The following is a 21,994-nucleotide window of genomic DNA, read 5'->3' on the forward strand; positions in this document are numbered from 1 at the left end:
TCTTGCATATGACTGATTCCGTCATCGACAACCGTGAGGTAACGGTTCTGCTAGTGGATGACAATCCCCAGAACCTGAAAGTGCTTTATGAGACTCTGAAAGACAAAGGCTATCGGCTGCTGATCGCCAACGGGGGCGAAAAAGCGCTGGAACTGGCCCATTGTCATCAGCCAGAAGTCATTCTGCTGGACATCATGATGCCGGAAATGGACGGCTATGAAGTCTGCCGTCGCTTGAAAGCTGACCCGGCCACCGCCGATTGCGCGGTGGTTTTCTTGTCAGCCCTTGATGACCTGAGCGCTAAGGTAAGAGGGTTTTCGCTGGGTGGTGCCGACTACATTTCCAAGCCGTTTCAGTCACAAGAAGTGATCGCGAGGGTAAAAACCCACGCCCGGGTTATTCGCCTTGAGCGCGAACTTCAGGCGCGTAACCGTGAATTACAAAGTGATCAGTCCCGTATTCTTAACGCCATCAGCGAGGGCATTTACGGCCTCGACGAAAATGGAATCATCGAATTTGCCAATCCCGCCGCCGGCCAGATTATGAACGCTCCGGTGGCAGAGCTGATTGGCCAATGTTTTTTTGACCTGCACTTTGCAGGCGGGGGCGATAGTCAGGAACCCCTGCCGGTTCAGGCCACCTGTCGTCACGGCATTGCAGAGGCGCAGCGCGATATTCAGATGCTGCGCGTAGACCGGTCGGCGTTTCGCGCAAAATATCGGTCTTCGCCTAAACAGGATGCCGACGAGTTGCATGGCGCTGTTGTCGTGTTTCGCGACATCACCGAAGAACTGGCTAACGAACAGGCGCTGGAAGAAGCCCGTGCCACGGTGCAGGAACAGCGCGACCAGCTTGCTCATACCTCGCGCATGACCACCATGGGCGAAATGGCCGCAGGTTTTGCTCACGAAGTGAACCAGCCGCTGACCGCTATTACCAATTACGCCCGCGTGGCCAAACGCCTGGTGGGCAAAGCAGAGCCGGATTTAGGTCTGCTACAGCAGACCATGGACAAAGTCGAAGCCCAGTCGCACCGGGCCAGTGAGATTATTCGTCGTATCCGCCGGTTTATGAAAAAGCCTGCCACTGGCAAAGAAATTGTCGCTATCGCCGCTTTGCTCGAAGATACCCGCCAGTTCGCGGAAGTCGACATGCGCAATAACGAGGGCGGAATAGAGCTGACTCTGGCCCCAAACCTGCCTGACGTGCTTGCAGATCCGATTCAGGTCCAGCAGGTAGCCCTTAACCTGATCCGCAACGGCCTGGAGGCAACCCGCAGCGTTGACTCGGCGGTACCGGTGGAGGTGAGCGCAACGCTCACTGCACAAGGCTTTGTGCGCATCGAGGTGCGTGATCATGGCATTGGTCTGCAAGACGACGCCGAGGAAAAGTTGTTTCTGCCCTTCTACACCACCAAAAGCGACGGCATGGGCATCGGCTTGACCACCTGCCAATCACTGATTCACGCCCAGGGTGGTGAGATTGGTTTTGAACGCCCGATAGACGGCGGCACCCGTTTTTACTTCACGCTGCCCGTGGCGGTGGTCGCCCGGCCCGACTCTGATTGAACAGGCTTTGTGGCAGTCGTGCCGGACGCCTGGATGCCAGAAAATAAAAAATATTCATAAAAACCGTTGACATAAAGTGGGGTGTCTCTATAATTCGCCCTCGTTGTCACCGAGCAATCTGAAAAGATCGCACACACGGTTTCAGCTTGGAGCGGTAGTTCAGTTGGTTAGAATACCGGCCTGTCACGCCGGGGGTCGCGGGTTCGAGTCCCGTCCGCTCCGCCAAATTTAAAAACCCCAGATTGGAAACAATCTGGGGTTTTTTCGTTAGGGGACGGATTTCGTTTCCTGGGGACGGATTTCAAATCCGTCCCCGCATCTTTGGGGACAGACTTCAAGTCTGTCCCCAAACTCACAAATCTGTCCCCTACCGCATGATTTGCGACACGCTCGACAGCGCAGCATGGCGGAAATAGACTATCATCATTCAAACACATACCTTCAAGGATTGAAGATATGCCCAAGGCAAATGGACTGCAGTTCACCGCACAAGTCGGTGAGTTTCCCTCAGAAGTATTCTCCGTTGTTGGCTTCGAGCTAACAGAAAGCCTGTCACAGCTAGTCTGCGGTCGTCTGCAGTTGGCCAGCACCGGTTCTGATATTGACCCCGGCAATGTTCTGGAACAATCGGTTGACCTGGTGATATGGCAGCACAACGAGCCTTTGCGGCGCTTTACCGGCGTGGTCAGCGAATGTGTACAGTGTGACAGCGGCCATCACCGCACCCGTTATGAAATCGTGCTGCAGTCGCCTCTGTGGCGCCTTGAGTTGATGTACAACAGTCGTATTTTTCAGGGCCAGACCACAGAGTCCATTGCCAGCGCGCTTCTGCAAGAACGCGGAATACCTGCCGCAGCGTTCCAACTGAGGTGCGGTGGCGACGTTCGGGAATACTGTGTTCAGCACAGGGAGAGTGATCTGGCCTTTATCCAACGCCTGGCGGCGGAAGAAGGTTGGCATTACCGCTACTGTCACGGCAGCATCGACGCCAGCCAGCAGCCAACGGTTATTTTTGCAGACCATCACGGTGACTCCCCAAGATTGGACAGCGCGGAATACAACGCCAAAGCGGGCGGCAGTAGCCGGCAACCCGCCGTATTTCGCTTGCGCTCCGAAGAACGCGTAAAAGCCTCGGCCGTGGTGATGAAAGACTACACCTTCAAAAATCCAGCTTACGCCATGAGGCACGAACACCATGCGGCCCCCGAAAACCAACGCCAGGATTACCAACACTTCGACTACCCCGGCCGATTCAAAGCCGACGCCAGCGGCAAGCGCTTTACCCAAGCGCGCCTGGATGCACTTCGAAATGACGCCAACACCGCCACGGGTGCCAGCAACCGGCCAGATTTCACCTGCGGTGCGAAAGTTAAGCTCAACAGTCACAATCACGAGATCATGAACCGCGACTGGTTGCTGACCAGCATCACCCATACTGGCAAACAGCCTCAGGCATTAGAACAAGAAGCTGGCGCCGAACCCACCACCTATCACAACACGTTCAGCGCCATACCAGCCAATAAAACCTGGCGCCCTGACATGAAGACAAGCTTGGGGACAGATTTCAAATCTGTCCCCGATTTACCTGTCTCCGATCTGCCCGACGGGGACGGATTTCAAATCCGTCCCCGACCTGTGATGAACGGGCCACAAGTGGCCATAGTCACAGGCCCAGAGGGCGAAGAAATCCACTGCGACGAACACGGCCGGGTAAAAGTCCGTTTCCCCTGGGACCGGCGCCAGCGGCCAAATGAGGCAGAGAGCAGGAAAAACAACGAGCACTGCAGTGCATGGCTCCGGGTTAGCCAGGGTTGGGCCGGTGGCCAATATGGTTTTATGGCCCTGCCCAGAATTGGAAGTGAAGTCATCGTCTCCTTCCTGGACGGCGACCCGGATCAGCCCATCATCACAGGCTGCACCTACAACGCCACCAGCATGCCGCCCTACGCGCTGCCACAACACAAAACCCGTACCGTCCTGAAAACCCGCACCCACAAGGGCGAAGGCAGCAACGAATTGCGCTTTGAAGACGAAGCAGAAAAACAGCAGGTGTATATTCACGCTCAGAAAAACCTGGACCTGCTCACCGAAAACAACCGCACCGAAGTCATCAGAAATGACAGCCATCTGACCGTAGAGAAAACCCGGCTAAGCCACGTTAAAGCCAACGAACATGAAACCATAGGCGGGGAAAAGCGCGAGCACACAGGCAAAAACCACAGCTTTAGCGTAACCGGCACACTGCACCTCAAAGCAGGCAGTGCCTGGCTCAACGAGGCCGGTACAGAGTTACACATCAAGGCTGGTCAAAAGGTAGTGGTAGAAGCTGGCGCAGAAATCACCCTCAAAGCCGGCGGCAGCTTCATAAAAATTGACCCCAGTGGCGTGTCCATGGGCGGTGCCGCGATCAAAATGAACGCCGGTGGCTCGGCGGGCGGGGGGAGTGGGCAGAAGATTCAGGTGCCGGAGATGCCGGGGTTGGTGGACAAGAACGGTGGGGCCGTGGCGCCTGTGCAGTTGGCGGATGTTGGGCAGAGGGCGAATGCCGAACCAAACCCAGTAGTTGCCCATCGATTGAAGCAGGCAAGAATGAACAGGTCTGCGGTGGTGGAGCAGTGTCAGGAACGGCCAGACGGCTCTTGCCCCTTGAACAATTGCCCGTGTGGTCGAGCGCAGCAGCTATAAATGGAGAGGTCGTACACTATGGTCAGCTCAACCGATGCGCGCTATCTGGTTCTGGAATCCCGGCAGAAAAAAGAGAGGGTGCTTCAGGCACTTTACAATATCTCCGATAGTCCTCGATGGGTCTATCTGTTTGCGGGCAGCGAGTGGGAAGCCTACCTGGATGAAAGCCCGATTCTGTTGGAAACGGCACAGAACAGCGCGGCATGCCGCTGGGGATTGAATGGCCTCGAAGAAGAAAGTTTGAGCGGTTTACTTTTAGAGTCTACGCAGGGACTGGACGCTGTTGTCAGTTGGTTAAGAGCCCGGCTGACCGTGTGTTTTGACGGTAACCGAAAAGGGCTTTTGCGGCTCTACGACCCAAAGATTTGGCACTGCCTAGCGGCAAAATCAAAGCCGGAGGCTGATATAATTGAGCGTGCTCTGTACTGGCACGGCAAGCCAGGTCAGCAGCGCTGGGTAATGAATGAAAACCCAGAGCCGATTGCCATGTTGCCAATACCGACACTGAACGAGCAACAGTGGCTGGCACTGAATGACGCCAGCGCCTGACCATGAATTTATCGTTTTAAGGGAAAGGAATCACAGGGATGTCTGAAACCACGTCTACCCAGACAGCAGGAAGCTGTGGCCCGGCCTGCGAAGGCGAATCGTTGATCATTGAGGTGATTGGGCAAAGTTCCGCAGAGGGGCATTCGTTCCGGATCTTTGACGAGCGTAACAATGAACAGCAGGAGTGGCTGGAGAAACAGGTTTCACTGGAGGAACCCGACAACAGCCAGCTTCATGTCTGGCCCTGGAAGGCCCAGCCTGCAAGGAATATTTGGCTGGATATTGAAGCAGAGGAGGGCGCTTCTGTGCGGGTGCCGCTGTTTGAAGCGGTTTCCGCCACCGAAAGGCAAATGGAAAAACAGTGGAACCGTATCCTGCCGCTGGTTCCTCTGACACTCATTCATGATCCCGAACCTGAGCCTGGTCACCCGAACGAACATTTGGTACCTGTGCGCCCGGGCTTTATTTACGTATTCAGAAAGGGGCACCTCTGGCGGGAACTGGAAGTTCGCTACTCCGATTCGAGAACCATGGAGTTTCTGGATATTCGTCTGACGGATTACCGGAACAGCGACGAATCTTATCTGACGGAAGACCGGCGACCGGCCTTAGGAAAGCCTCAACAGGCCATCTGGGTGCCGGCCAGCGAAATGAATCGATCTCTTCTTTGTGAATTCCAGATGGCGTTCTCTGAAGTACAGTGGTCCTCGCGGCGTGTTGCTTATCTAGAGACTTCTGATTCGGCTCGGGCCGAAAGGTGTCAGGGGTTAAAAGGTCCGGAGCCAACGCTGGAGGTCGCCTCGCAACTGAGCGATCGGCAGACGCCGGGGCATCTGATTTCCCTGTTACAACTTCCTGAAATGAGGCTCCGGGAGCCCTATCTGGAGCAGCATCTGCCGAAGCCCTGGAGCAGCGTTTATGATTTACGCGGCCAATATGCAAAAAACCTTTACGGACAGGCATGCGAAGAAGCTCAGGCTTTCGCCGCGGACAAGGAATCTGGAGAGGGCGCATGGGAAGCCGCGCGTTACCGGGACGCACCCCTGAGGCGAGCGCCCGCAGCGCGAGCAGCGGCCTTTATGGATGAAACCTCCGGCACTGAAGAAAATTCTCTCTGGCAAACACTGGAATCCAGTGAGGACATTCTTGCCGCCCCGCGGGAGAAGGGTTATGGCGGTATTATCCTGGAAGACCGCCTGTTCCGCCTGCGGCATCGCCTGACAGAAGCACTGGAAGCCCAAAGCTTTTTAACCAGCCTGCTGGAAGCGGTCGGGCAGAAGCCCCATAGCGACAGCGCCCAAGTAGTCTACCGGCTGATGGGGCCCGAGCGACTGGGGGGCCAGGCCAACCCCCTGCACGGTCACCTGGAAGAGATTGACACCAGCCGCTTCAGTCCTCTGCACACCCACCTTCTGACAGCCCAACGCCAGCTTGCGAGGGAGGAGCTGGCCGAAGCCCAGAAACAATTGGCGGACCTGGTCCGGCAAACCGATAATCAGGTCGCCATGGCGGACCTGTTCAGCCTTTCCGGTGCCGACTATCTCGAGGGTTTTTCCCTCACGCGGGATCTGTTCCATGTCCTCGCCATAGACCCCAACAGTGTCGATCACCTCGCGCGTTCGGCCCCTACCAGCGAGGCTCAGGTGCGGGACGCCAACGATCTGGTCCTGAAAATTGTTGGAGACGGCCGTGATCAGCCCTTGCACGCCATGCTGTTCCCGCCGGAGCAACCAGATGGAGCGGGCAGCGCAGCTACCGAAAGTGGGAACCGGGGAGAGTGTGGCGATGGTCGCTGCCGGCCTGCCGACCTAGAGCAGTTACCCGACCAGCCACCACAATCGGACGAAGTGCAAACCCTCACTGCTGCTGCACTGGCAGGTCTGGTAAAAACCGATGCCATCGATCTGTCCTCAGAATCCAAGCGATGGATGGCCGCCGTTGGTGCCATCCTGGATGGAATCGACAAGCATGTCCGGGCGCTGGCCAACCGGCTGCAATCCCAGACTTACAGGCTCGATAGCCGACTTTACGGCCCCCTGCTACGGATGGCCAAGGCGCGCGACCCCGCTCTGTTGGGAAGTGTCCAGATGGTCGCCCGCAATGCCGTCCCACAGGGCTGGATTATCTTGGGTCTGCGCGACCCGGCGTCCGGCCTGGACATGGGGTTAACAGAAGCAGACCGGGAATACACCCACAAAGCCAATGGCCACCGGCGCTTCTACGGAGAATACCTGGATGCTGACGGCAACCCCCTGGCCAGTACCCGCAAATCCGCTATCCCCGATCTAGCCGACACCGCCGAGGCCCGGCGGATGCAGGTATACGCCGCCCCCGAGACCTCCGAGGTGGTCCGGGCTCAGCGGGATATGCGCAGGCTTAAACGGTGGGATGAACTTTTTAGCCGGGTACGGGTGCCTTATTTGGTGTTGGTAATTGAAGGGCATAATATTTGGTGTGAATTCAGTTTTTTGAGAAAAGTCGAGGCTCAGAAAGGTCTAACTCGTGCGGGATTCGGAGTTGTAAGTGCAGGATTGGATCTATTTTTTGCAGGCACCATTGCTGCTGAGCGGCTAAGCATAGATCTCAAGATCTGGGGGAATGTGTTGCCAAAGCTTAGCGAGAAAGCCTTCCAGACCACCAACCCAGTCTTTCGAAGAGCACTACCTTCTTTGGCTCGCGCAATTCCAGAAATAGTAACAAAACGCATGCTCGGGGGCATCGTCACAGCCGGGCTCACCATATCGGTTTCACTACTGGACATGGCCCATGAGTGGGACACCGGCGATATGGACGCCGCTGCAGCTTACGGGGCCTCAGCCGTCGGTGGCGGTATGGTACTAATGGGCGGCCTGATGATGGCGAAAATGACCGAAGCGGGTATCGCTCCCATACTGCTGGGTCTGGGTCCCTGGGGCTGGGTGGTGACCGGTGCCACCCTGGCTATCGGGGCCGGGTTACTGGCAGTAGTGCTGGACGACCCGCCCCTGGTGGACTGGCTGAAGCGTGGACCTTTCGGGCCAGAACAGGATGATGCCTATCTTCACCTGGCCAACAACCCGCAAGAAACGTACTACCGGCTGGTGGACTTGTTAGCCAGTCCTCGTATTACCATCGAGACGGCCCACAACATGTCAGCCAAACTGGCAGGTCAGGGGTACACCATAGACCCCCGCCAGGACAGCGAGTTTGCAAAAATCAACACGGTGGTAAGAGTGGAAAACAATGCGACCGCCATGCTAAACGAGGCCAGCCTGACCGTCGCTATGCGTGCGGTGCAGGTCACCCGCAAGCCCACGCAGCGTGGTCCGAAAACCCAACGGAAAATCTTGCAGGAACAGCCAAGGGTCGTGCTGCAGCAGTCCTTGCCTGGTGGCAAGGTCTACTACCTGGCCCTACCGCCTCGGGTGACATTCAAGAACTTCCGGGGCCAGGAGGGTGTAAAAACCAGCGAGGTGCTGGTCCGGGCTCAATGGCACAGCAGTTGGGACTACGGTCAAGGCTCTCGCAACCTGGTGTTCCCCGCTCCAGAGCTGCAAGACCCGGCCACCTTCGATCTGGCTGTGCATGGCGAACCAGATTTCACTAAGATCGACCAGCTTTTCTGGGCGGATGAACAGACCCATCAACCGGAAGAGACCACATGACCGCCACCCTCGGCCCTGCCGGCTATGAGGCGACCGCTTATCGTAGCAATCGTAAAACCCCGGAACCGTCAGAGGCCAGCCAACAGAGCACGCTGTTCCGCAAAAGCTGGACCATGGGGCCGCCGCTGCCCAAAGGAAAGCTGTCTGGCGTTTATCCTCCGAACTTTCTCAAGACTTGGGGTCCCAAGGAAGTCAGGGAGGACGAAGAAAGCCTTCGGCGCTTCAAAGCAGAGTCGGAAGCCGGAGGAGAGCCGTTTAACCCGGTTGGATGGATTAATGGCGACAGCATACGCTACGCCACCCTACCCAACGTTAGCTGGGCGCTACTTTGGATGCAGCATGGGGGGAGATTAGGGTTCTATATTTTGTTTCCCATATTCATATTCGCGTGGTTGGTTTTATGGTTTATTGAACCTGAGCGCGACTCTTTTTCACAATTTTTCTCAGACGGAATACTCCCAACGCTTCTATTCTTTTTCCTACCCATGCTCCTCTGCTGGGGCATTGGTCGCTTCCTAGAGAAAAAATACCCCAAAGTGGTCTACCAGGAACCCAAAGGTCCTCTCTGGGAGCTCAACCGCCGTACCGGCATGGTGACCTTGTTCAAAAACCCGGAAAAGGAAGGTCAGTCCGGAGAAATCCGGGGGCAGGCCCCTTTTCATGAATGGGACGGCTACCTGCTGAGCCTGCCGGATCATCAGGGCAATATCTGGTACCGGCTGGTTTTGGTCCACAAGACTCAAGAATGGGCCCTGCCCATGAACCAACTTCTTGCCGCCACCACCAACCGCGAAGACGTGTTAGCCTACTGGGACCTGATTCGCCAGTACATGGACGTGACCAAGTCGCTGCCGGATATTCCCCTGTTCGAAGCCCATCGTCAGTTGGACCCCACCACCCGCGCCCAAGACGAGTATAAGGGGCGAGACCCCTTATACTGGCGCCATATGAGCGAAGATGACTACGAAGCCTTCAAACGCGAAAACCGGACCGTATTGGCCAATCACTCATGGCGCTAGCCCAGCCTCTGCCCAGCGGCAAGGCCAGCCGCAACCTAACCGCTCTTTGTGTGTGAATAGTGACTTGCAAAGCGATAGGCCGCGCTGTGAACTGACGGCTAGCGCTGAATTAAAATCGGATTTCTTAAGGATAAAGGCACTTGGAAGCACTACTCTTTCTTCTTGGCGTGGGCCTCGTACTGTTCATCCCCGTGTGTTCGGTTCTGGGTCTGCTGGCCTTTAAAAAACGGAATATTCACGTCTACCGTATCGACGCCCTGGATCGGGAAGTCAGTAAGTTGGGTGGGGAAATCAGCGAATTACGCCGCGAAATTGATCGGCTTAGGCGTCCCGCTGAATCCACCGAATCGGCCCCAGTGCCGCGTCAGGTCGAGTCTTCTGACGCACCGGCCATTCAGAACAGCGCCAAGGCGCAAGCGCAAGCTGAGCCGGTGCCCGATTTCGCTACTGCAGCGCAGGTGCCGGCCAGTAATCCAGCTAAACAGGCAAACCAATGGCTGGCGTCTGGCTTAGCCGGCCGTGATTATTCCCATCTCATCCAAGCGCTGAAAGAAAACTGGATGGTTTGGCTGGGCGGTCTGAGCGTGGCTCTGGCCGGTATTTTTATGGTCAGCCATTCGATCAATGCGGGCCTGATTGGCCCGGTTCAGCAATTTCTGTTAGCACTGGCCATCGGCCTTGCCTTGCATGGGGGCGCGGAATATCTGCGCCGCCGGCACAAAGGCACCGACCAGGTATTTGCGGCTTTGGCCGGGGGCGGCAGCGTTACTCTCTATGCCGCGCTACTGGCGGGAGTTCATCATTTTGAACTGATTGGCCCGATCACGGGCTTGATCGCGCTTGCTGCGGTGTCGCTTGTGACCATGTCGCTAGCGCTGGTGCACGGACCGATACTCGCCATTATGGGTCTGACCGGCGCCTACGTTGTGCCTCTACTCGTGGGTGGCGAAGGCGGCAGTGTGGCGTTCATGCTGTCTTACAGTTTTCTGATCACCGTCAGCTCCCTACTGTTGATGCGCTATGTGTTTCGTGACTGGTTGTGGTACGCCACATTAGCCGGAGCGCTGCTGTGGTGGGCATTCACCGCCATGCTCGAACCTTCCGGGCCAGCTACAGCGTGCTACCTTGCTGCGCTGTTTGTGGTTTTCTGGTTATTGCCGGGTGGTGAACAGGTAAAGCCTTCGCAATCACGCGAAGCGTTTGTCGCGCTGCTGGTTCTTTGGGGTTTGTCGATTGCCCAGCAGCCTGCGGATATTCCGTTGTTCTGGAGCTGGCTGCTTATTTTGCCGGCGGCGGTGTTTATTCCACAGAGCCGGGAGCGGCTCTGGTTCTTGCCCTGGGGCGCGGTGTTGGCAAGCGCTGCGGGCTGGCTGCTGTATAGAGTCGGCGAGAATGCGGAATTCATTTATCTCAAAACCCTACCCATAAGCCAGCAAGCAGGTTTTCTCAGCTACCTGATTGCCGCCGTCATACTGGTTACGGCCCTCGGTTTGTGGCAGTGGGGGCGTAACGCCGAGCAACGGCGCTGGGCATCGCTCACGCTCTTGTCGCCGCTGGTATGGCTGGTGCTGGGCTGGCTGCTGTTGCAAGGCTATGGCGAAACCTCCGCGGTGTGGGCCGTAACCGTTCTGGTGCTTGGGGGCGTTTATGGCGGTCTGGCGTGGCGCATGGAGGGCCCGGCCCGTTATAAAAATGGCGTTGTCTGGGCTTTGCTGGCGGCTCACGTCAGTTATTCGTTGGCAACGGTGATGGCCTTCCGCGAAGCATCGCTTTCGTTGGCACTGTCGGTTCAGTTCGTCAGCCTTACCTGGCTGGCGAGGCGTTATCAGATGCCAGAGCTGTACCTGTTGCTAAAAGTCGTGTTGGCGATGGTTATCGCGCGGCTAACCTTCAACCCTTGGCTTCAGGGCTATGATGCCAGTGTGCACTGGTCGTTGTGGACTTACGGTGGAGCCGCGTTTTTTGCCGCCGCCGCAACCCGGCTGGCAGCCAGAAATCACTCGATTCGCCCGTGGCTTGAAGGTGCAACCTTGCACCTGTTGGTGTTGTTTTTGGGTACCGAACTGCGTTACTGGCTGTATGACGGCGATATATTCACCCACGAATACGGTCTGGTTGAAGCCACACTGAATACCCTGCTGTGGGGTGCGCTCAGTGCCACCTATGCCTTCCGCGCGAAGTCCAGCCAATCGTTGGCGTGGCTCTACAGAATATTTTCCTGGGTTCTGCTAGGGCTCTCTGGTGTCAGCTACTTCACACTGTTGACGCTACACAACCCATGGTGGAACGGCAGCATTATCAGCGCTACGCCTATCTTCAATATGCTGCTTCCAGCCTTCGGTGGCCCGGTGCTTCTGGCCCTGGTTATTAGCCGGTTTCCAAGTATTGCGCCCAGGTTATGGTCGCTTTGCGCTGCCGCGGCGGGCTTTCTTGTGTTCACCGCTCTGGAAATCCGGCAGCTCTGGCAGGGCAGCGATATGGCCCTGTGGTCTGGAATCAGAGAGGGCGAGCTGTACACCTATTCGGTGGTCGGCATGCTGTACTCCATCGCCGCTATTATCTATTCCACACAGAGTTCGGCGCAGAGTCATCATGCGCTGATTTATAAAACCGGTATGGCGTTGCTAGGCCTGGTGATCGGAAAAATTTTCCTCATAGACATGTCAGGTCTTGACGGTTTCTGGCGGGTGGCGGCGTTTATGGGGCTGGGGTTGTCGTTATTGGGCCTGGCATGGATTTACCGAAAAGCGCAAGGCGGTGAGCCTTCTGCGCCCTGAGCTGTATCAATAATCTGACTCCAGTTTTTTGTCATCAGCCGGTCATAATCACGCCCCATGCTGTAAAAAACAGAGAAGGGAACGTAAAAATGAACGACTACCAAGAAGAACTGCTTGAAATCCGCTCGGAAGAATACGACGACGACGAAGGCGTGAATGATGCGGTAGAGCTGTAATTGCCGCTGTCAAAACAAACCTGTTTTGGAGTTCGTGTGTGCCGATGTGGCACCGGGTTTTGATAACTCAGCTAAGGCCTCGGAAGGCATCTCCTCATCGAGTCTATCAAACGCATTGTTGATGATGTTCACAGAGACCCTCTAACGCTTTGGCTGCCGATCGAGCAGGACACCAGGGGACAGGCACCACGGGACACTACCGGGGACAGATTTCAAATCTGTCCCCAAGCAGCGAACCTGTCCCCGGTAGTGTCCGAGCAAGAGCAAATCTGTCCAGTCATTACTGGCTCTTGTGCCAGGCAAACTTCTTGAACGGCTCGTCCACCGGCGTTTCGGCGATATGGTTGATGTAGTTGCTCATTATTTTCTGGGATAGTACCAGCATTACCTCCAATACCTGCCGCTGGGTATAACCCGCATCAAGGAAGGTCTGCACTTCGTCTGAGCTGACCTCTCCACGCTTACGGATAACCGCTAGGGTGAAGGTGCGCAAAGCCTCAAGCTTGTGGTTTGGCAAGGGCGTTTCATCCCTGAGCGCGTTTATGATGTCGTCTGACACGTCCATCATTTTGGCGATACCGGTGTGCGCAGGAACGCAATAGTGGCAGGCATGCTCCACGTTTATCGACTGCCACACCACCGTAGTCTCATCGTTATCGAAACTGCTTGCCAGCACCAGTTCATGCAATTTTTTATAAGCTTCAAGCACCTGCGGGGATTCAGCCATAACCGCGTGTAACCCTGGAATCATGCCGAAAGCCTTGACCGAACCATCAAGAAGAGGCTTTGATTGCTCTGGAGCGGAATTCTTGTCATGGAGAGTAAATTTAACCATTTCTAAAATCTCCTGATGAAAAATATTGCTGAATGATCGTTCAGCATCTTAACCATATCTATTTTTGAGCGATCATTCAACGTATAGTTTGTCCCGCCGAACGTCTTTTAATCCCGGTATCGAGTTCACTCTTCCTGGCTCTTGAATTTGGCGGAACTGCATAATTCACCTAATATTCTTGAATGATCGATTAGAAATAGAGAGAAATGATCTCAGACACTCAAATTAAGCTCAGGCCCGTTTGGTCATTGGCCTAAAGGCCCACAAATGCTCAGGAGACACTATGAAATTTTGGCTAATCAACACACTCATGGTTTTATCGCTTATTGTCAGCCCTCAGTTGCTGGCTCAGGAAAACCCAATGAAAGTGGGCATGTCCGGGCAATACTTCCCGTTTACCTTCGTGGAACAAGACGAACTCAAAGGCTTTGAGGTAGATATCATGAACGCCTTGGGCAAAGAGATGGGGCGGGAGATCATCTTCCAGACTGCGAATTTCTCGGGGCTGTTTGGTCTGCTGGGGACCGGACGTATCGACACCGTCGCCAATCAGATCACCATCACCGAAGAACGGCAGCAGGCGTATATTTTCAGTGAACCCTACGTTTACGACGGTGCCCAAGTGGTGGTCAAGCAAGGTAACACCGAGGTTCAGAGTGTCGAGGACCTCAAAGGCAAAACGGTCGCGGTGAACCTCGGCTCTAATTTCGAAACACTGTTGCGTGAACTGCCTTACGCCGATCAGATCAACATCAAAACCTACGAGAGCAATATTGAACGCGACACCGCCCTGGGCCGCGTAGATGCCTTTGTAATGGACCGGATCAGCGCCAGCCAGATCATCAAAGACAAACCCCTGCCGCTGGCACTGGCCGGTAAAGCCTTCTCACAAATCACCAACGCCTATCCGTTCCAAGACACAGAAACAGGGCGAGCCCTGCGAGACGAGGTAAATCAGGCTCTGAGAACGCTGCGGGAAAACGGCACTCTGGCGTCCATTTCCGAAAAATGGTTTGGCACTGACATCACCCAGCCATGATAGGCACCACAAGGCCTGACACCCTATGGACGTTCTGAACGTAGAGTACATGCTCGGACTGGTACCTGTTCTGCTTGGTTATCTGCCCCTTACCCTGCAACTGGCGGGGGTTGCCATGGTAATGGCATTGATTCTTGCCTGCGTGTTCGCAGTGGTGCGGGTGCTGGGCATCCCGGTACTTAATCAACTGACCATCGTGTTCATCTCGTTTTTCCGGGGCACGCCGCTGCTGGTCCAGTTGTTCTTGTTCTATTACGGGCTGCCACAATTGTTCAGCGTGTTAACCGTGATAGACGGCGTCACCGCGACCATCATGGGCCTGACCCTGCACTTTTCCGCGTACATGGCAGAATCGATCCGCGCCGCCATCATTGGCGTAGATCGCAGCCAGACCGAGGCCGCGCTCTCGATTGGCATGACCAATAGCCAGCTAATGCGGCGTATTATCCTGCCTCAGGCCACCCGGGTTGCCCTGCCCACACTGATGAACTACTTCATCGATATGATCAAGGCTACTTCCCTGGCGTTTACCCTCGGGGTCACCGAACTGATGGGGGCGACCCAGAAAGAAGCATCCGGCAGTTTTCTGTACTTTGAGGCGTTCATCGTCGCCGCTGTAATGTATTGGATCGTGGTCGAGATACTCTCACAATTGCAAAAGTATCTGGAAATTCGCCTAAATAAGGCTTACAGCCGATGATTGAACTTAAATCTCTCAGCAAACACTTCGGCAAGAGTGTGGTTCTCGACGGTATTAATCTGACCATCGAGAAGGGCGAGATCATTGTCATTATTGGTCCATCGGGAACGGGTAAATCCACGCTGCTGCGCTGTATTAATTTTCTGGAACACCCCACGGCGGGGGAAATCACCGTCGGCGACCTTACGGTGGATGTGAACCGGGCAAGCCGGGCGGATATCCTCTCACTACGCCGGCGAACGGCCTTTGTGTTTCAGAATTACGCTTTGTTTGCTAACAAAACCGCACTGGAAAACGTTGCTGAACGGCTGGTGGTGGTAGACAAGTGGCCAAAAGAAAAGGCCTACCAGCGCGCCCGGGAGATTCTCGAACGTATCGGCCTTGCGGACAAAGCAGATGCCTACCCTGCGTCGATGTCCGGTGGCCAGCAGCAACGGGTGGGTATTGGCCGCGCCATGGCCACCGGAGCTGAAGTCATCCTGTTTGATGAACCCACCTCGTCTCTTGATCCAGAATGGGTGGAAGAAGTGTTGGGGCTGATGCAACAACTGGCATCGGAACGCCAGACCATGATGGTAGTCACCCACGAAATGTCCTTTGCCCGAGATGTCGCTGACCGAGTGATTTTTATCGATGGCGGCAGGATTGTGGAACAGGGGCCACCCAGCGAGATCTTCTCGAACCCGCAAGACCCCCGCACACAGGACTTTCTGAAAAAGATTCTGGCGACCAATTCAGTCGGATAATGAACGGGGACGCGCGGGGACGGATTTAATGGGGACGAATGGGGACGGATTTGAAATCCGTCCCCGACTTGGGATTTCAAATCCGTCCCCAGTCTGGCCCCCGACTTGCGTGCCCCCGGCCAGTCAGCCACTTACGATGCTCCCCGGGACTAACCGCAAACCAGCGCCTGTAAGCCTTATGAAAAGCCGCCGGATTAGCAAAGCCCAGCAGCCACGACACTTCCGCCAGCGACAGGCGGGTTTCGCGCAGGTAGTCCACGGCCAGTTGCTGACGGGTGCTGTCGACCAACTCTTTATACTTTATGCCTTCGGCGGCCAGTTGCCTTTGCAGGGTCCATGGCGTCAGGCCCAGTTTTGCGGCGACGGTGCCCAAAGCCGGGGTTTTGCCCTGAAACAGCGGTGTTAAGCAGTATTGCACTTGTTGTTGCAGCGTCCAGCCCCGTTGCACTTGCTGTAATTGCTGCTCACATTGCCGAACCATCGCGCCGTGCATGGCCGGTTGGGCTTGGCGCGGGGTTTGTTGCCATGTGTCGGCTTTTACCACCAGGCTGTTTTCAGCGGCGCCGAACTGCACAGGGCAGCGGAACCAGCTTTCATACAGCTCGTCCATCCCCTGAGACGGGTACTCAATCTGCACTTTTTCCAGCACCCCATAATCGCCGGTCAGCGTTCGTAAAAACTGGGTCCAGGCCGCCAGAACCGAATCCACAACAAAGCAGTTGTAGTCGTTATAGGGGCGGATGGAATAGAACACCGCCTTGCGAGTTGCACTTTGTACCTCGGGTAAACCGCGGCTGTTTTGGCTGGTGAGCAGAGCATAGCGAATCAGTGTGCTCAGACCGACACCAGCGCTGGCTGCGCACTCGCCAGCCAACCCCGCCAGGCCCGCATCCACAGGCCGTGACAGCGCCCCCATACGCAAACCCAGAGCGCGGTTGCCGGTTTCGGTGATGGCGGCATGTCCCAGGCGCATGTAACGGGGAATGCTGATGCGTGCCTCTGCGGACTCCAGGGTTTGTGCGTCTAGCCGAAACCGGTGCCCCAGCCCCGCGGCGTCTGCGCCTTCTGCAGCGGCGGCACGCAACAGCACCGCAGCATAGAGCACGCTTATGTCACCTAGGGCGTAAGCCGATTTCGGCTTGGTAGTCTTTGTTGTCAGCATTGGTTCAGGCTTTTAAAAAGTCACTCAAGGATAGCAAATTGTGCCCGTAGGATATTGTTGAACCGCAAACACAAGGGTAGCTTATACAAAAAATAGAAGCTCGATAATGAGGAAGACGCATGACTACGACGACCGCCACCAATCCTAACGCAGCCGCCACGCCGGGGCTGAGCAAATACCCCCATTTGCTGGAGCCATTGGATCTGGGTTTTACCAAGCTGCGCAACCGCGCGTTGATGGGCTCTATGCACACCGGCCTGGAAGAGGCCAAAAACGGCTTTGAGCGCCTGGCAGCGTTTTACTCTGAACGCGCCCGTGGCGGCGTGGCCCTGATTGTCACCGGCGGTATTGCGCCCAACGAAGAAGGCGGCGTATTTCAGCACGCTGCAAAAATGACCACCGACGACGAAGTGAAGCAGCACCAGATCATCACCGATGCCGTGCACCAGGCCGATGGCAAAATCTGCATGCAGATTCTGCACGCCGGTCGCTACGCATACTCACCGGAGTTGGTGGGGCCGTCTGCCATTCAGGCGCCTATCAATCCGTTCACTCCCAAAGAGCTGGACGAAGCCGGTATTGAAAAACAGATCGAAGACTACGCCGTGTGCGCGCAGCTGGCCCAAACAGCAGGCTACGACGGCGTCGAAATCATGGGTTCCGAAGGCTATTTCATCAATCAGTTTATTGTGGCCCACACCAACCAGCGCACAGATCAGTGGGGCGGTAGCTACGAAAACCGCATTCGCCTGCCTATTGAAATTGTTCGCCGTGTGCGCGAACGGGTAGGGCCGAACTTCATTCTGATTTATCGCCTGTCGATGCTGGACCTGATCGAAGACGGCAGCACCTGGGAAGAAGTGGTGCAACTGGCGAAAGAGATCGAAAAAGCCGGCGCTACCCTGATCAACACCGGCATTGGCTGGCACGAAGCTCGCATACCCACTATTGCGACGTCCGTTCCCCGCGGCGCCTTTTCCAAAGTCACTGCGCGGCTGAAGAGCGAAGTCAGCATTCCGCTGATCACCACCAACCGCATCAACATGCCAGAAGTGGCTGAAAAAATTCTGGCTGAAGGCGATGCGGACATGGTGTCCATGGCGCGGCCTTTCCTGGCCGATGCCGAACTGGTGCAAAAAGCCGCCGAAGATCGCTCCCAGGAAATCAACACCTGCATCGGCTGCAACCAGGCGTGTCTGGATCATACCTTCAGCAACAAGCTGACCAGTTGCCTGGTCAACCCAAGGGCCTGTCACGAAACCGAACTGAATTACGTGAAAACCGCCAACCCGAAAAACATCGCGGTGGTGGGCGCGGGCCCGGCCGGTATGGCAGCGGCGTCGGTCGCGGCTGAACGCGGCCATAAAGTCACCCTGTTTGACTCGGGCGAGGAAATTGGCGGTCAGTTCAACGTTGCCAAACTGATTCCCGGCAAGGAAGAGTTCTACGAAACCTTGCGCTATTACGGCGTTATGTTGAAAAAACACAATGCAGACGTGCGCCTGAATACCCGCGTTAGCGCCAAGGATCTGATTGCTGGCGGTTATGATGAAGTCATTCTGGCCACCGGCGTTCAGCCGCGCATGCCCGACATCGACGGCATTGAACACCCCAGTGTGATCAGCTATCTGGATGCGCTGAAAAATCGCAAGCCCGTAGGCAAGCGCGTTGCGGTGATTGGCGCCGGCGGAATCGGTTTTGACGTGTCCGAGTTCATTACCCATCAGGGCGCTTCCGCCGCGCTGGATACTGACGCATTCATGAAAGAGTGGGGTGTAGATTTCAGTGGTCAGCATCGTGGTGGCGTGAAGGGCGTAGAAGCCCAGCTGCCAGAGCCGGCGCGCCAGGTGTATCTGCTACAGCGCAAAACCTCTAAAATTGGTAAGAACCTGGGTAAGACAACCGGCTGGATTCATCGTACATCACTCAAGCATCGTGAAGTACAGATGATCCCGGGCGTCAGCTATCGCAAAATTGACGACGAAGGCCTGCACATCACCGTTACTGCCAAGCATGCGGAGCAGGGCGAAGACAAGCTGTTGCCGGTGGACACCATCATCATCTGCACAGGCCAGGACCCAATGCGCGAGCTTCAGGCAGAACTGGAAGCGGCCAATGTTTCGACGCACCTGGTTGGAGGTGCCGACGTGGCAGCGGAGCTAGACGCCAAACGCGCCATCAACCAGGGCTGCTTCTTAGCCGCCGAGCTGTAAAGGCTCAGCCTCAGCATCAGGAGTTTTTAACGGGCGCTTGGCGCCCGTTCTTTATTGCCGTGCACTTTCAAACTGGCATTCTCTAGCCGGCACTTTCAAACTGGCACTTTCAAACTGGCATTCTCAAACTGCCATTATCGATCCGCCAGTTTGCAAGCTGGTACTAGCGGGCTGCCAGCTTTAGAATGGCAACCCGGCAGAACAACAGGAAATTCCATGGAGCAATTTCGCAACATTGGTGTGATTGGCCGCATGGGCAGCGTTAAGGTGGTTGAAACCTTGCGCCAGCTCAAACAATACCTGGTCGCCAACAATTACCAGGTAATTCTGGAAGAAGACACGGCCAGCATACTTCCCGGCCACGGCCAGCAGGTTGCCAGTAAAAGGCTGCTGGGTGAAATTTGCGATCTGGTGATTGTTGTCGGCGGCGACGGCAGCTTGTTGGGTGCTGCCCGTGAACTGGCCAAGTCCAAAATACCCCTGTTGGGCGTTAATCGCGGCCGCCTGGGTTTTCTGACCGATATCTCCCCCAGCGATCTGGAAGAGCGCCTGAGCAAAGTGCTTAAGGGCGAATACATTGTTGAGCACCGTTTTCTATTGGACGGCCACGTAGAGCGCAACGGTAAACCCTTGGGCTTTGGCACGGCGCTGAACGATGTGGTGCTGCACCCGGGAAAATCCACCCGCATGATCAGCTTCGACCTGTTTATCGACGGCCACTTCGTGTATGCCCAGCGCTCCGATGGCCTGATTGTCGCCACGCCTACCGGCTCCACAGCCTATTCCCTGTCCGCCGGTGGCCCCATTATGCATCCCAAGCTGGATGCCATTGTGCTGGTGCCGATGTTCCCGCACACCCTCAGCAGCCGCCCCATCGTGGTGGACGGTCGCAGCGAAATAAAACTGGTGATTGGCGAAACAAACGAAGCTTACCCGCAGGTCAGTTTTGACGGCCAGATGAACATTGCCTGCGCGCCGGGTGACATCATTCGCATCAGTAAAAAACCGTTCAAAATCCGTTTGATTCACCCAACCGATCACAACTTTTACGCCACCTGCCGGGATAAACTTGGCTGGGCCAGCAACACAACAGCGAGTTGAACATGGCCACACCGTCCAGCAATCCCTGCCGCGGCTACGACATTATTGGCGATATTCACGGCTGTTCGCTTACCCTGGAAAGCCTTTTGCAACGGATGGGCTATACCAAGATGAAGGGCGTGTACGAGCACAAGCGCCGGCAGGTCATCTTTATCGGCGACATTATCGACCGTGGCCCGCGCATCCGCGAAGCGCTGCACCTGGTGCGCGACATGGTCGAGCGTGGCTCGGCCCGCATTGTGATGGGCAACCACGAGTACAACGCCCTGGGCTACTGTACCCGTGCCCGCCCAGACAGCGGCAATACCTACCTGCGTGAGCACATACCCCGCCACAACCGCCTGATCAAAGAGACTCTCGAGCAGTTCGAGGCCCACCCCGGCGAGTGGAAAGACTTCCTGGCATGGTTTTACACCATCCCACTGTGTATAGACGACGAACACTTCCGTGCCGTGCACGCCTGCTGGGACGATGGCCTGATTAGCCGATTCCGCCAGGAACACCCTGACGGCTGCATTACTGAAGATTTTCTGCACGCCTCGTCGGTGAGTGACTCTTTCCCCGGCGAAGTGATGGACACCCTGCTGCGCGGCACCGATTTGCGCTTGCCGGAAGGTGTCGCGATTACCGGCAGTGACGGGTTTGTACGCACGTTTTTCCGCACCAAGTTCTGGGCAGACAATCCACACACCTACGCCGACGTGGTATTCCAACCCGACCCCTTGCCCGCAGACGTGGCAGTGCATGTGCTAACGCCGGATGAACATCGCCAGCTATTGAGCTATCCGCTGGATGCGCCCCCGGTGTTTGTGGGCCATTACTGGATGGACGGCAAACCGTCACAACTAAAATCCAATGTGGCCTGTGTTGACTACAGCGCAGTAAAATACGGCAAGCTGGCGGCCTATCGTATGGACGGCGAAAGAGTCTTGTCGGCGGATAAATTCGTATGGGTAGATGTGCAATGGCCTAGTAACATAGACCAACGCAATTACCCCACCAGTGAAGACAGTTTGGCACGCTAATGGACGATCAACAGATAAAACCCGGCCGCCGTTCACCCATCGTCAACGGCCGCTGGCAGCCGGCGCCCGGTCATGCACCGGTGGTGATCAGTGTCATCGTGATTGCGGTGGTTACGGTGTGGCTAACCGCCATGAGCAGCAACGAACTGGCTGCCGGTTTGATGATAGTCGACCCCCGCCAGTATGAATGGTTCAGCCTGGCTGAACGCCTGAACGCGTTACTGGATACCCTGTCGAAAGGCCAGGTATGGCGCCTGATTACGCCAGATTTTCTGCACTTTAGCTGGCCTCATATCATCTTCAATTCGGTGATGTTGTGGTTCCTGGGCAGTCAAATCGAGTTTATAGACGGCCGAACCCGGCTGCTGGTGTTGGCGTTGGTGGCCAGCCTGCTGTCGAATGGGCTGCAATACCTGGTCACTGGCCCGCTGTTTGGTGGCTTGTCGGGGGTGGTCTACGCCATTATGGGCTATTGCTGGCTAAGCCAGCGGCGGTTGCCCAGATTCCAGTTCCCGCCGGCGCTGATCACCTTCGCCCTGGCGTGGATGGTCCTGGGGTTTACCCCGCTGCCCAACATGTTGGGCATGGGCAACATGGCCAACGAAGCCCACCTGGGTGGTTTTGTTGCGGGGTTGATAGTGGCCGTGCTCTGGCCACCGCCGGGCAGGCGACGGTAGAAAGTGGCTGTAGTTTTGCCACCGCCAGGCAGGCGAAAAGCATAAAAAAACCCCACCAAAAGGTGGGGCATTAAGAGA

At 56.0% G+C, this 21,994-nt stretch carries 15 protein-coding genes and 1 tRNA gene; 14 read left to right on the plus strand and 2 right to left on the minus strand.

Going from position 1 to position 21,994, the window contains the following annotated elements; genetic code table 11:
• The first annotated feature begins 8 nt into the window (after positions 1-8).
• The 7 genes from MELB17_RS16935 to MELB17_RS16965 all read left to right on the plus strand — a co-directional run bounded on the left by MELB17_RS16935 (position 9) and on the right by MELB17_RS16965 (position 12,242).
• Positions 9-1,568 carry a response regulator gene (locus MELB17_RS16935; RefSeq protein WP_036185261.1) on the plus strand — a complete coding sequence of 520 codons (1,560 nt, stop codon included), beginning with the start codon at positions 9-11 and terminating at the stop codon, positions 1,566-1,568.
• Between the two features lie 148 nt (positions 1,569-1,716).
• Positions 1,717-1,793 (plus strand) — tRNA-Asp (locus MELB17_RS16940).
• Between the two features lie 231 nt (positions 1,794-2,024).
• Positions 2,025-4,253, plus strand: coding sequence for a type VI secretion system Vgr family protein (locus MELB17_RS16945; RefSeq protein ID WP_007351538.1), 2,229 nt, complete (start codon positions 2,025-2,027; stop codon positions 4,251-4,253).
• An 18-nt stretch (positions 4,254-4,271) separates the two neighbouring features.
• The gene (locus tag MELB17_RS16950) at positions 4,272-4,802 is read left to right on the plus strand and encodes a DUF4123 domain-containing protein (RefSeq protein ID WP_007351539.1); all 531 of its coding nucleotides are present in this window, start codon (positions 4,272-4,274) and stop codon (positions 4,800-4,802) included.
• A 38-nt stretch (positions 4,803-4,840) separates the two neighbouring features.
• Positions 4,841-8,446, plus strand: a complete 3,606-nt coding sequence (locus MELB17_RS16955) for a hypothetical protein (protein WP_007351540.1) — start codon at positions 4,841-4,843, stop codon at positions 8,444-8,446.
• Complete coding sequence (locus MELB17_RS16960) at positions 8,443-9,465, plus strand: hypothetical protein (protein WP_007351541.1); 1,023 nt, start codon at positions 8,443-8,445, stop codon at positions 9,463-9,465. Before MELB17_RS16955 ends, MELB17_RS16960 begins: the two co-directional genes overlap by 4 nt.
• Positions 9,466-9,605: 140 nt before the next feature.
• Positions 9,606-12,242 (plus strand): DUF2339 domain-containing protein, encoded by a 2,637-nt coding sequence (locus MELB17_RS16965; protein ID WP_007351542.1) that lies wholly within the window; start codon positions 9,606-9,608, stop codon positions 12,240-12,242.
• A gap of 456 nt (positions 12,243-12,698) precedes the next feature.
• Here MELB17_RS16965 and MELB17_RS16970 read toward each other — a convergent pair whose 3' ends face one another.
• On the minus strand, positions 12,699-13,253 hold the full coding sequence (locus MELB17_RS16970) for a carboxymuconolactone decarboxylase family protein (protein WP_007351544.1): 555 nt from the start codon (positions 13,251-13,253) through the stop codon (positions 12,699-12,701).
• A 283-nt stretch (positions 13,254-13,536) separates the two neighbouring features.
• On the opposite strand from MELB17_RS16970, the gene MELB17_RS16975 reads away from it, so the two are divergent.
• From MELB17_RS16975 to MELB17_RS16985, 3 genes are read left to right on the plus strand one after another with little or no spacing between them, the layout of a single operon-like run.
• Complete coding sequence (locus MELB17_RS16975) at positions 13,537-14,292, plus strand: amino acid ABC transporter substrate-binding protein (protein ID WP_007351545.1); 756 nt, start codon at positions 13,537-13,539, stop codon at positions 14,290-14,292.
• A gap of 25 nt (positions 14,293-14,317) precedes the next feature.
• Entirely contained in the window at positions 14,318-14,992 is a 675-nt protein-coding gene (locus tag MELB17_RS16980) for an amino acid ABC transporter permease (RefSeq protein WP_007351546.1), read from the plus strand.
• The gene (locus tag MELB17_RS16985; RefSeq protein ID WP_007351547.1) at positions 14,989-15,738 is read left to right on the plus strand and encodes an amino acid ABC transporter ATP-binding protein; all 750 of its coding nucleotides are present in this window, start codon (positions 14,989-14,991) and stop codon (positions 15,736-15,738) included. Before MELB17_RS16980 ends, MELB17_RS16985 begins: the two co-directional genes overlap by 4 nt.
• Before the next feature lie 76 nt (positions 15,739-15,814).
• Here MELB17_RS16985 and MELB17_RS16990 read toward each other — a convergent pair whose 3' ends face one another.
• Entirely contained in the window at positions 15,815-16,900 is a 1,086-nt protein-coding gene (locus MELB17_RS16990) for an AraC family transcriptional regulator (RefSeq protein WP_007351548.1), read from the minus strand.
• Positions 16,901-17,019: 119 nt separating this feature from the next.
• On the opposite strand from MELB17_RS16990, the gene MELB17_RS16995 reads away from it, so the two are divergent.
• The 4 genes from MELB17_RS16995 (at position 17,020) to MELB17_RS17010 (ending at position 21,916) form a co-directional block, all read left to right on the plus strand.
• Positions 17,020-19,113 carry an NADPH-dependent 2,4-dienoyl-CoA reductase gene (locus tag MELB17_RS16995; protein WP_007351549.1) on the plus strand — a complete coding sequence of 698 codons (2,094 nt, stop codon included), beginning with the start codon at positions 17,020-17,022 and terminating at the stop codon, positions 19,111-19,113.
• 216 nt (positions 19,114-19,329) lie between these two features.
• Complete coding sequence (locus MELB17_RS17000) at positions 19,330-20,214, plus strand: NAD(+) kinase (protein WP_007351550.1); 885 nt, start codon at positions 19,330-19,332, stop codon at positions 20,212-20,214.
• A 2-nt stretch (positions 20,215-20,216) separates the two neighbouring features.
• Positions 20,217-21,239, plus strand: a complete 1,023-nt coding sequence (locus MELB17_RS17005; protein ID WP_007351551.1) for a metallophosphoesterase — start codon at positions 20,217-20,219, stop codon at positions 21,237-21,239.
• Positions 21,239-21,916, plus strand: a complete 678-nt coding sequence (locus MELB17_RS17010; protein ID WP_007351552.1) for a rhomboid family intramembrane serine protease — start codon at positions 21,239-21,241, stop codon at positions 21,914-21,916. Before MELB17_RS17005 ends, MELB17_RS17010 begins: the two co-directional genes overlap by 1 nt.
• Positions 21,917-21,994 lie beyond the last annotated feature (78 nt).

This window comes from Marinobacter sp. ELB17 (assembly GCF_000169375.1).
GTDB lineage: Bacteria > Pseudomonadota > Gammaproteobacteria > Pseudomonadales > Oleiphilaceae > Marinobacter.

Bases quoted from the DNA above. Each gene is read 5' to 3' on its own strand.
- MELB17_RS16935 (WP_036185261.1), top strand. From the start codon at position 9: ATGACTGATTCCGTCATCGACAACCGTGAGGTAACGGTTCTGCTAGTG.
- MELB17_RS16945 (WP_007351538.1), top strand. From the start codon at position 2,025: ATGCCCAAGGCAAATGGACTGCAGTTCACCGCACAAGTCGGTGAGTTT.
- MELB17_RS16950 (WP_007351539.1), top strand. From the start codon at position 4,272: ATGGTCAGCTCAACCGATGCGCGCTATCTGGTTCTGGAATCCCGGCAG.
- MELB17_RS16955 (WP_007351540.1), top strand. From the start codon at position 4,841: ATGTCTGAAACCACGTCTACCCAGACAGCAGGAAGCTGTGGCCCGGCC.
- MELB17_RS16960 (WP_007351541.1), top strand. From the start codon at position 8,443: ATGACCGCCACCCTCGGCCCTGCCGGCTATGAGGCGACCGCTTATCGT.
- MELB17_RS16970 (WP_007351544.1), bottom strand. From the start codon at position 13,253: ATGGTTAAATTTACTCTCCATGACAAGAATTCCGCTCCAGAGCAATCA.
- MELB17_RS16975 (WP_007351545.1), top strand. From the start codon at position 13,537: ATGAAATTTTGGCTAATCAACACACTCATGGTTTTATCGCTTATTGTC.
- MELB17_RS16980 (WP_007351546.1), top strand. From the start codon at position 14,318: ATGGACGTTCTGAACGTAGAGTACATGCTCGGACTGGTACCTGTTCTG.
- MELB17_RS16985 (WP_007351547.1), top strand. From the start codon at position 14,989: ATGATTGAACTTAAATCTCTCAGCAAACACTTCGGCAAGAGTGTGGTT.
- MELB17_RS16990 (WP_007351548.1), bottom strand. From the start codon at position 16,900: ATGCTGACAACAAAGACTACCAAGCCGAAATCGGCTTACGCCCTAGGT.
- MELB17_RS16995 (WP_007351549.1), top strand. From the start codon at position 17,020: ATGACTACGACGACCGCCACCAATCCTAACGCAGCCGCCACGCCGGGG.
- MELB17_RS17000 (WP_007351550.1), top strand. From the start codon at position 19,330: ATGGAGCAATTTCGCAACATTGGTGTGATTGGCCGCATGGGCAGCGTT.
- MELB17_RS17005 (WP_007351551.1), top strand. From the start codon at position 20,217: ATGGCCACACCGTCCAGCAATCCCTGCCGCGGCTACGACATTATTGGC.
- MELB17_RS17010 (WP_007351552.1), top strand. From the start codon at position 21,239: ATGGACGATCAACAGATAAAACCCGGCCGCCGTTCACCCATCGTCAAC.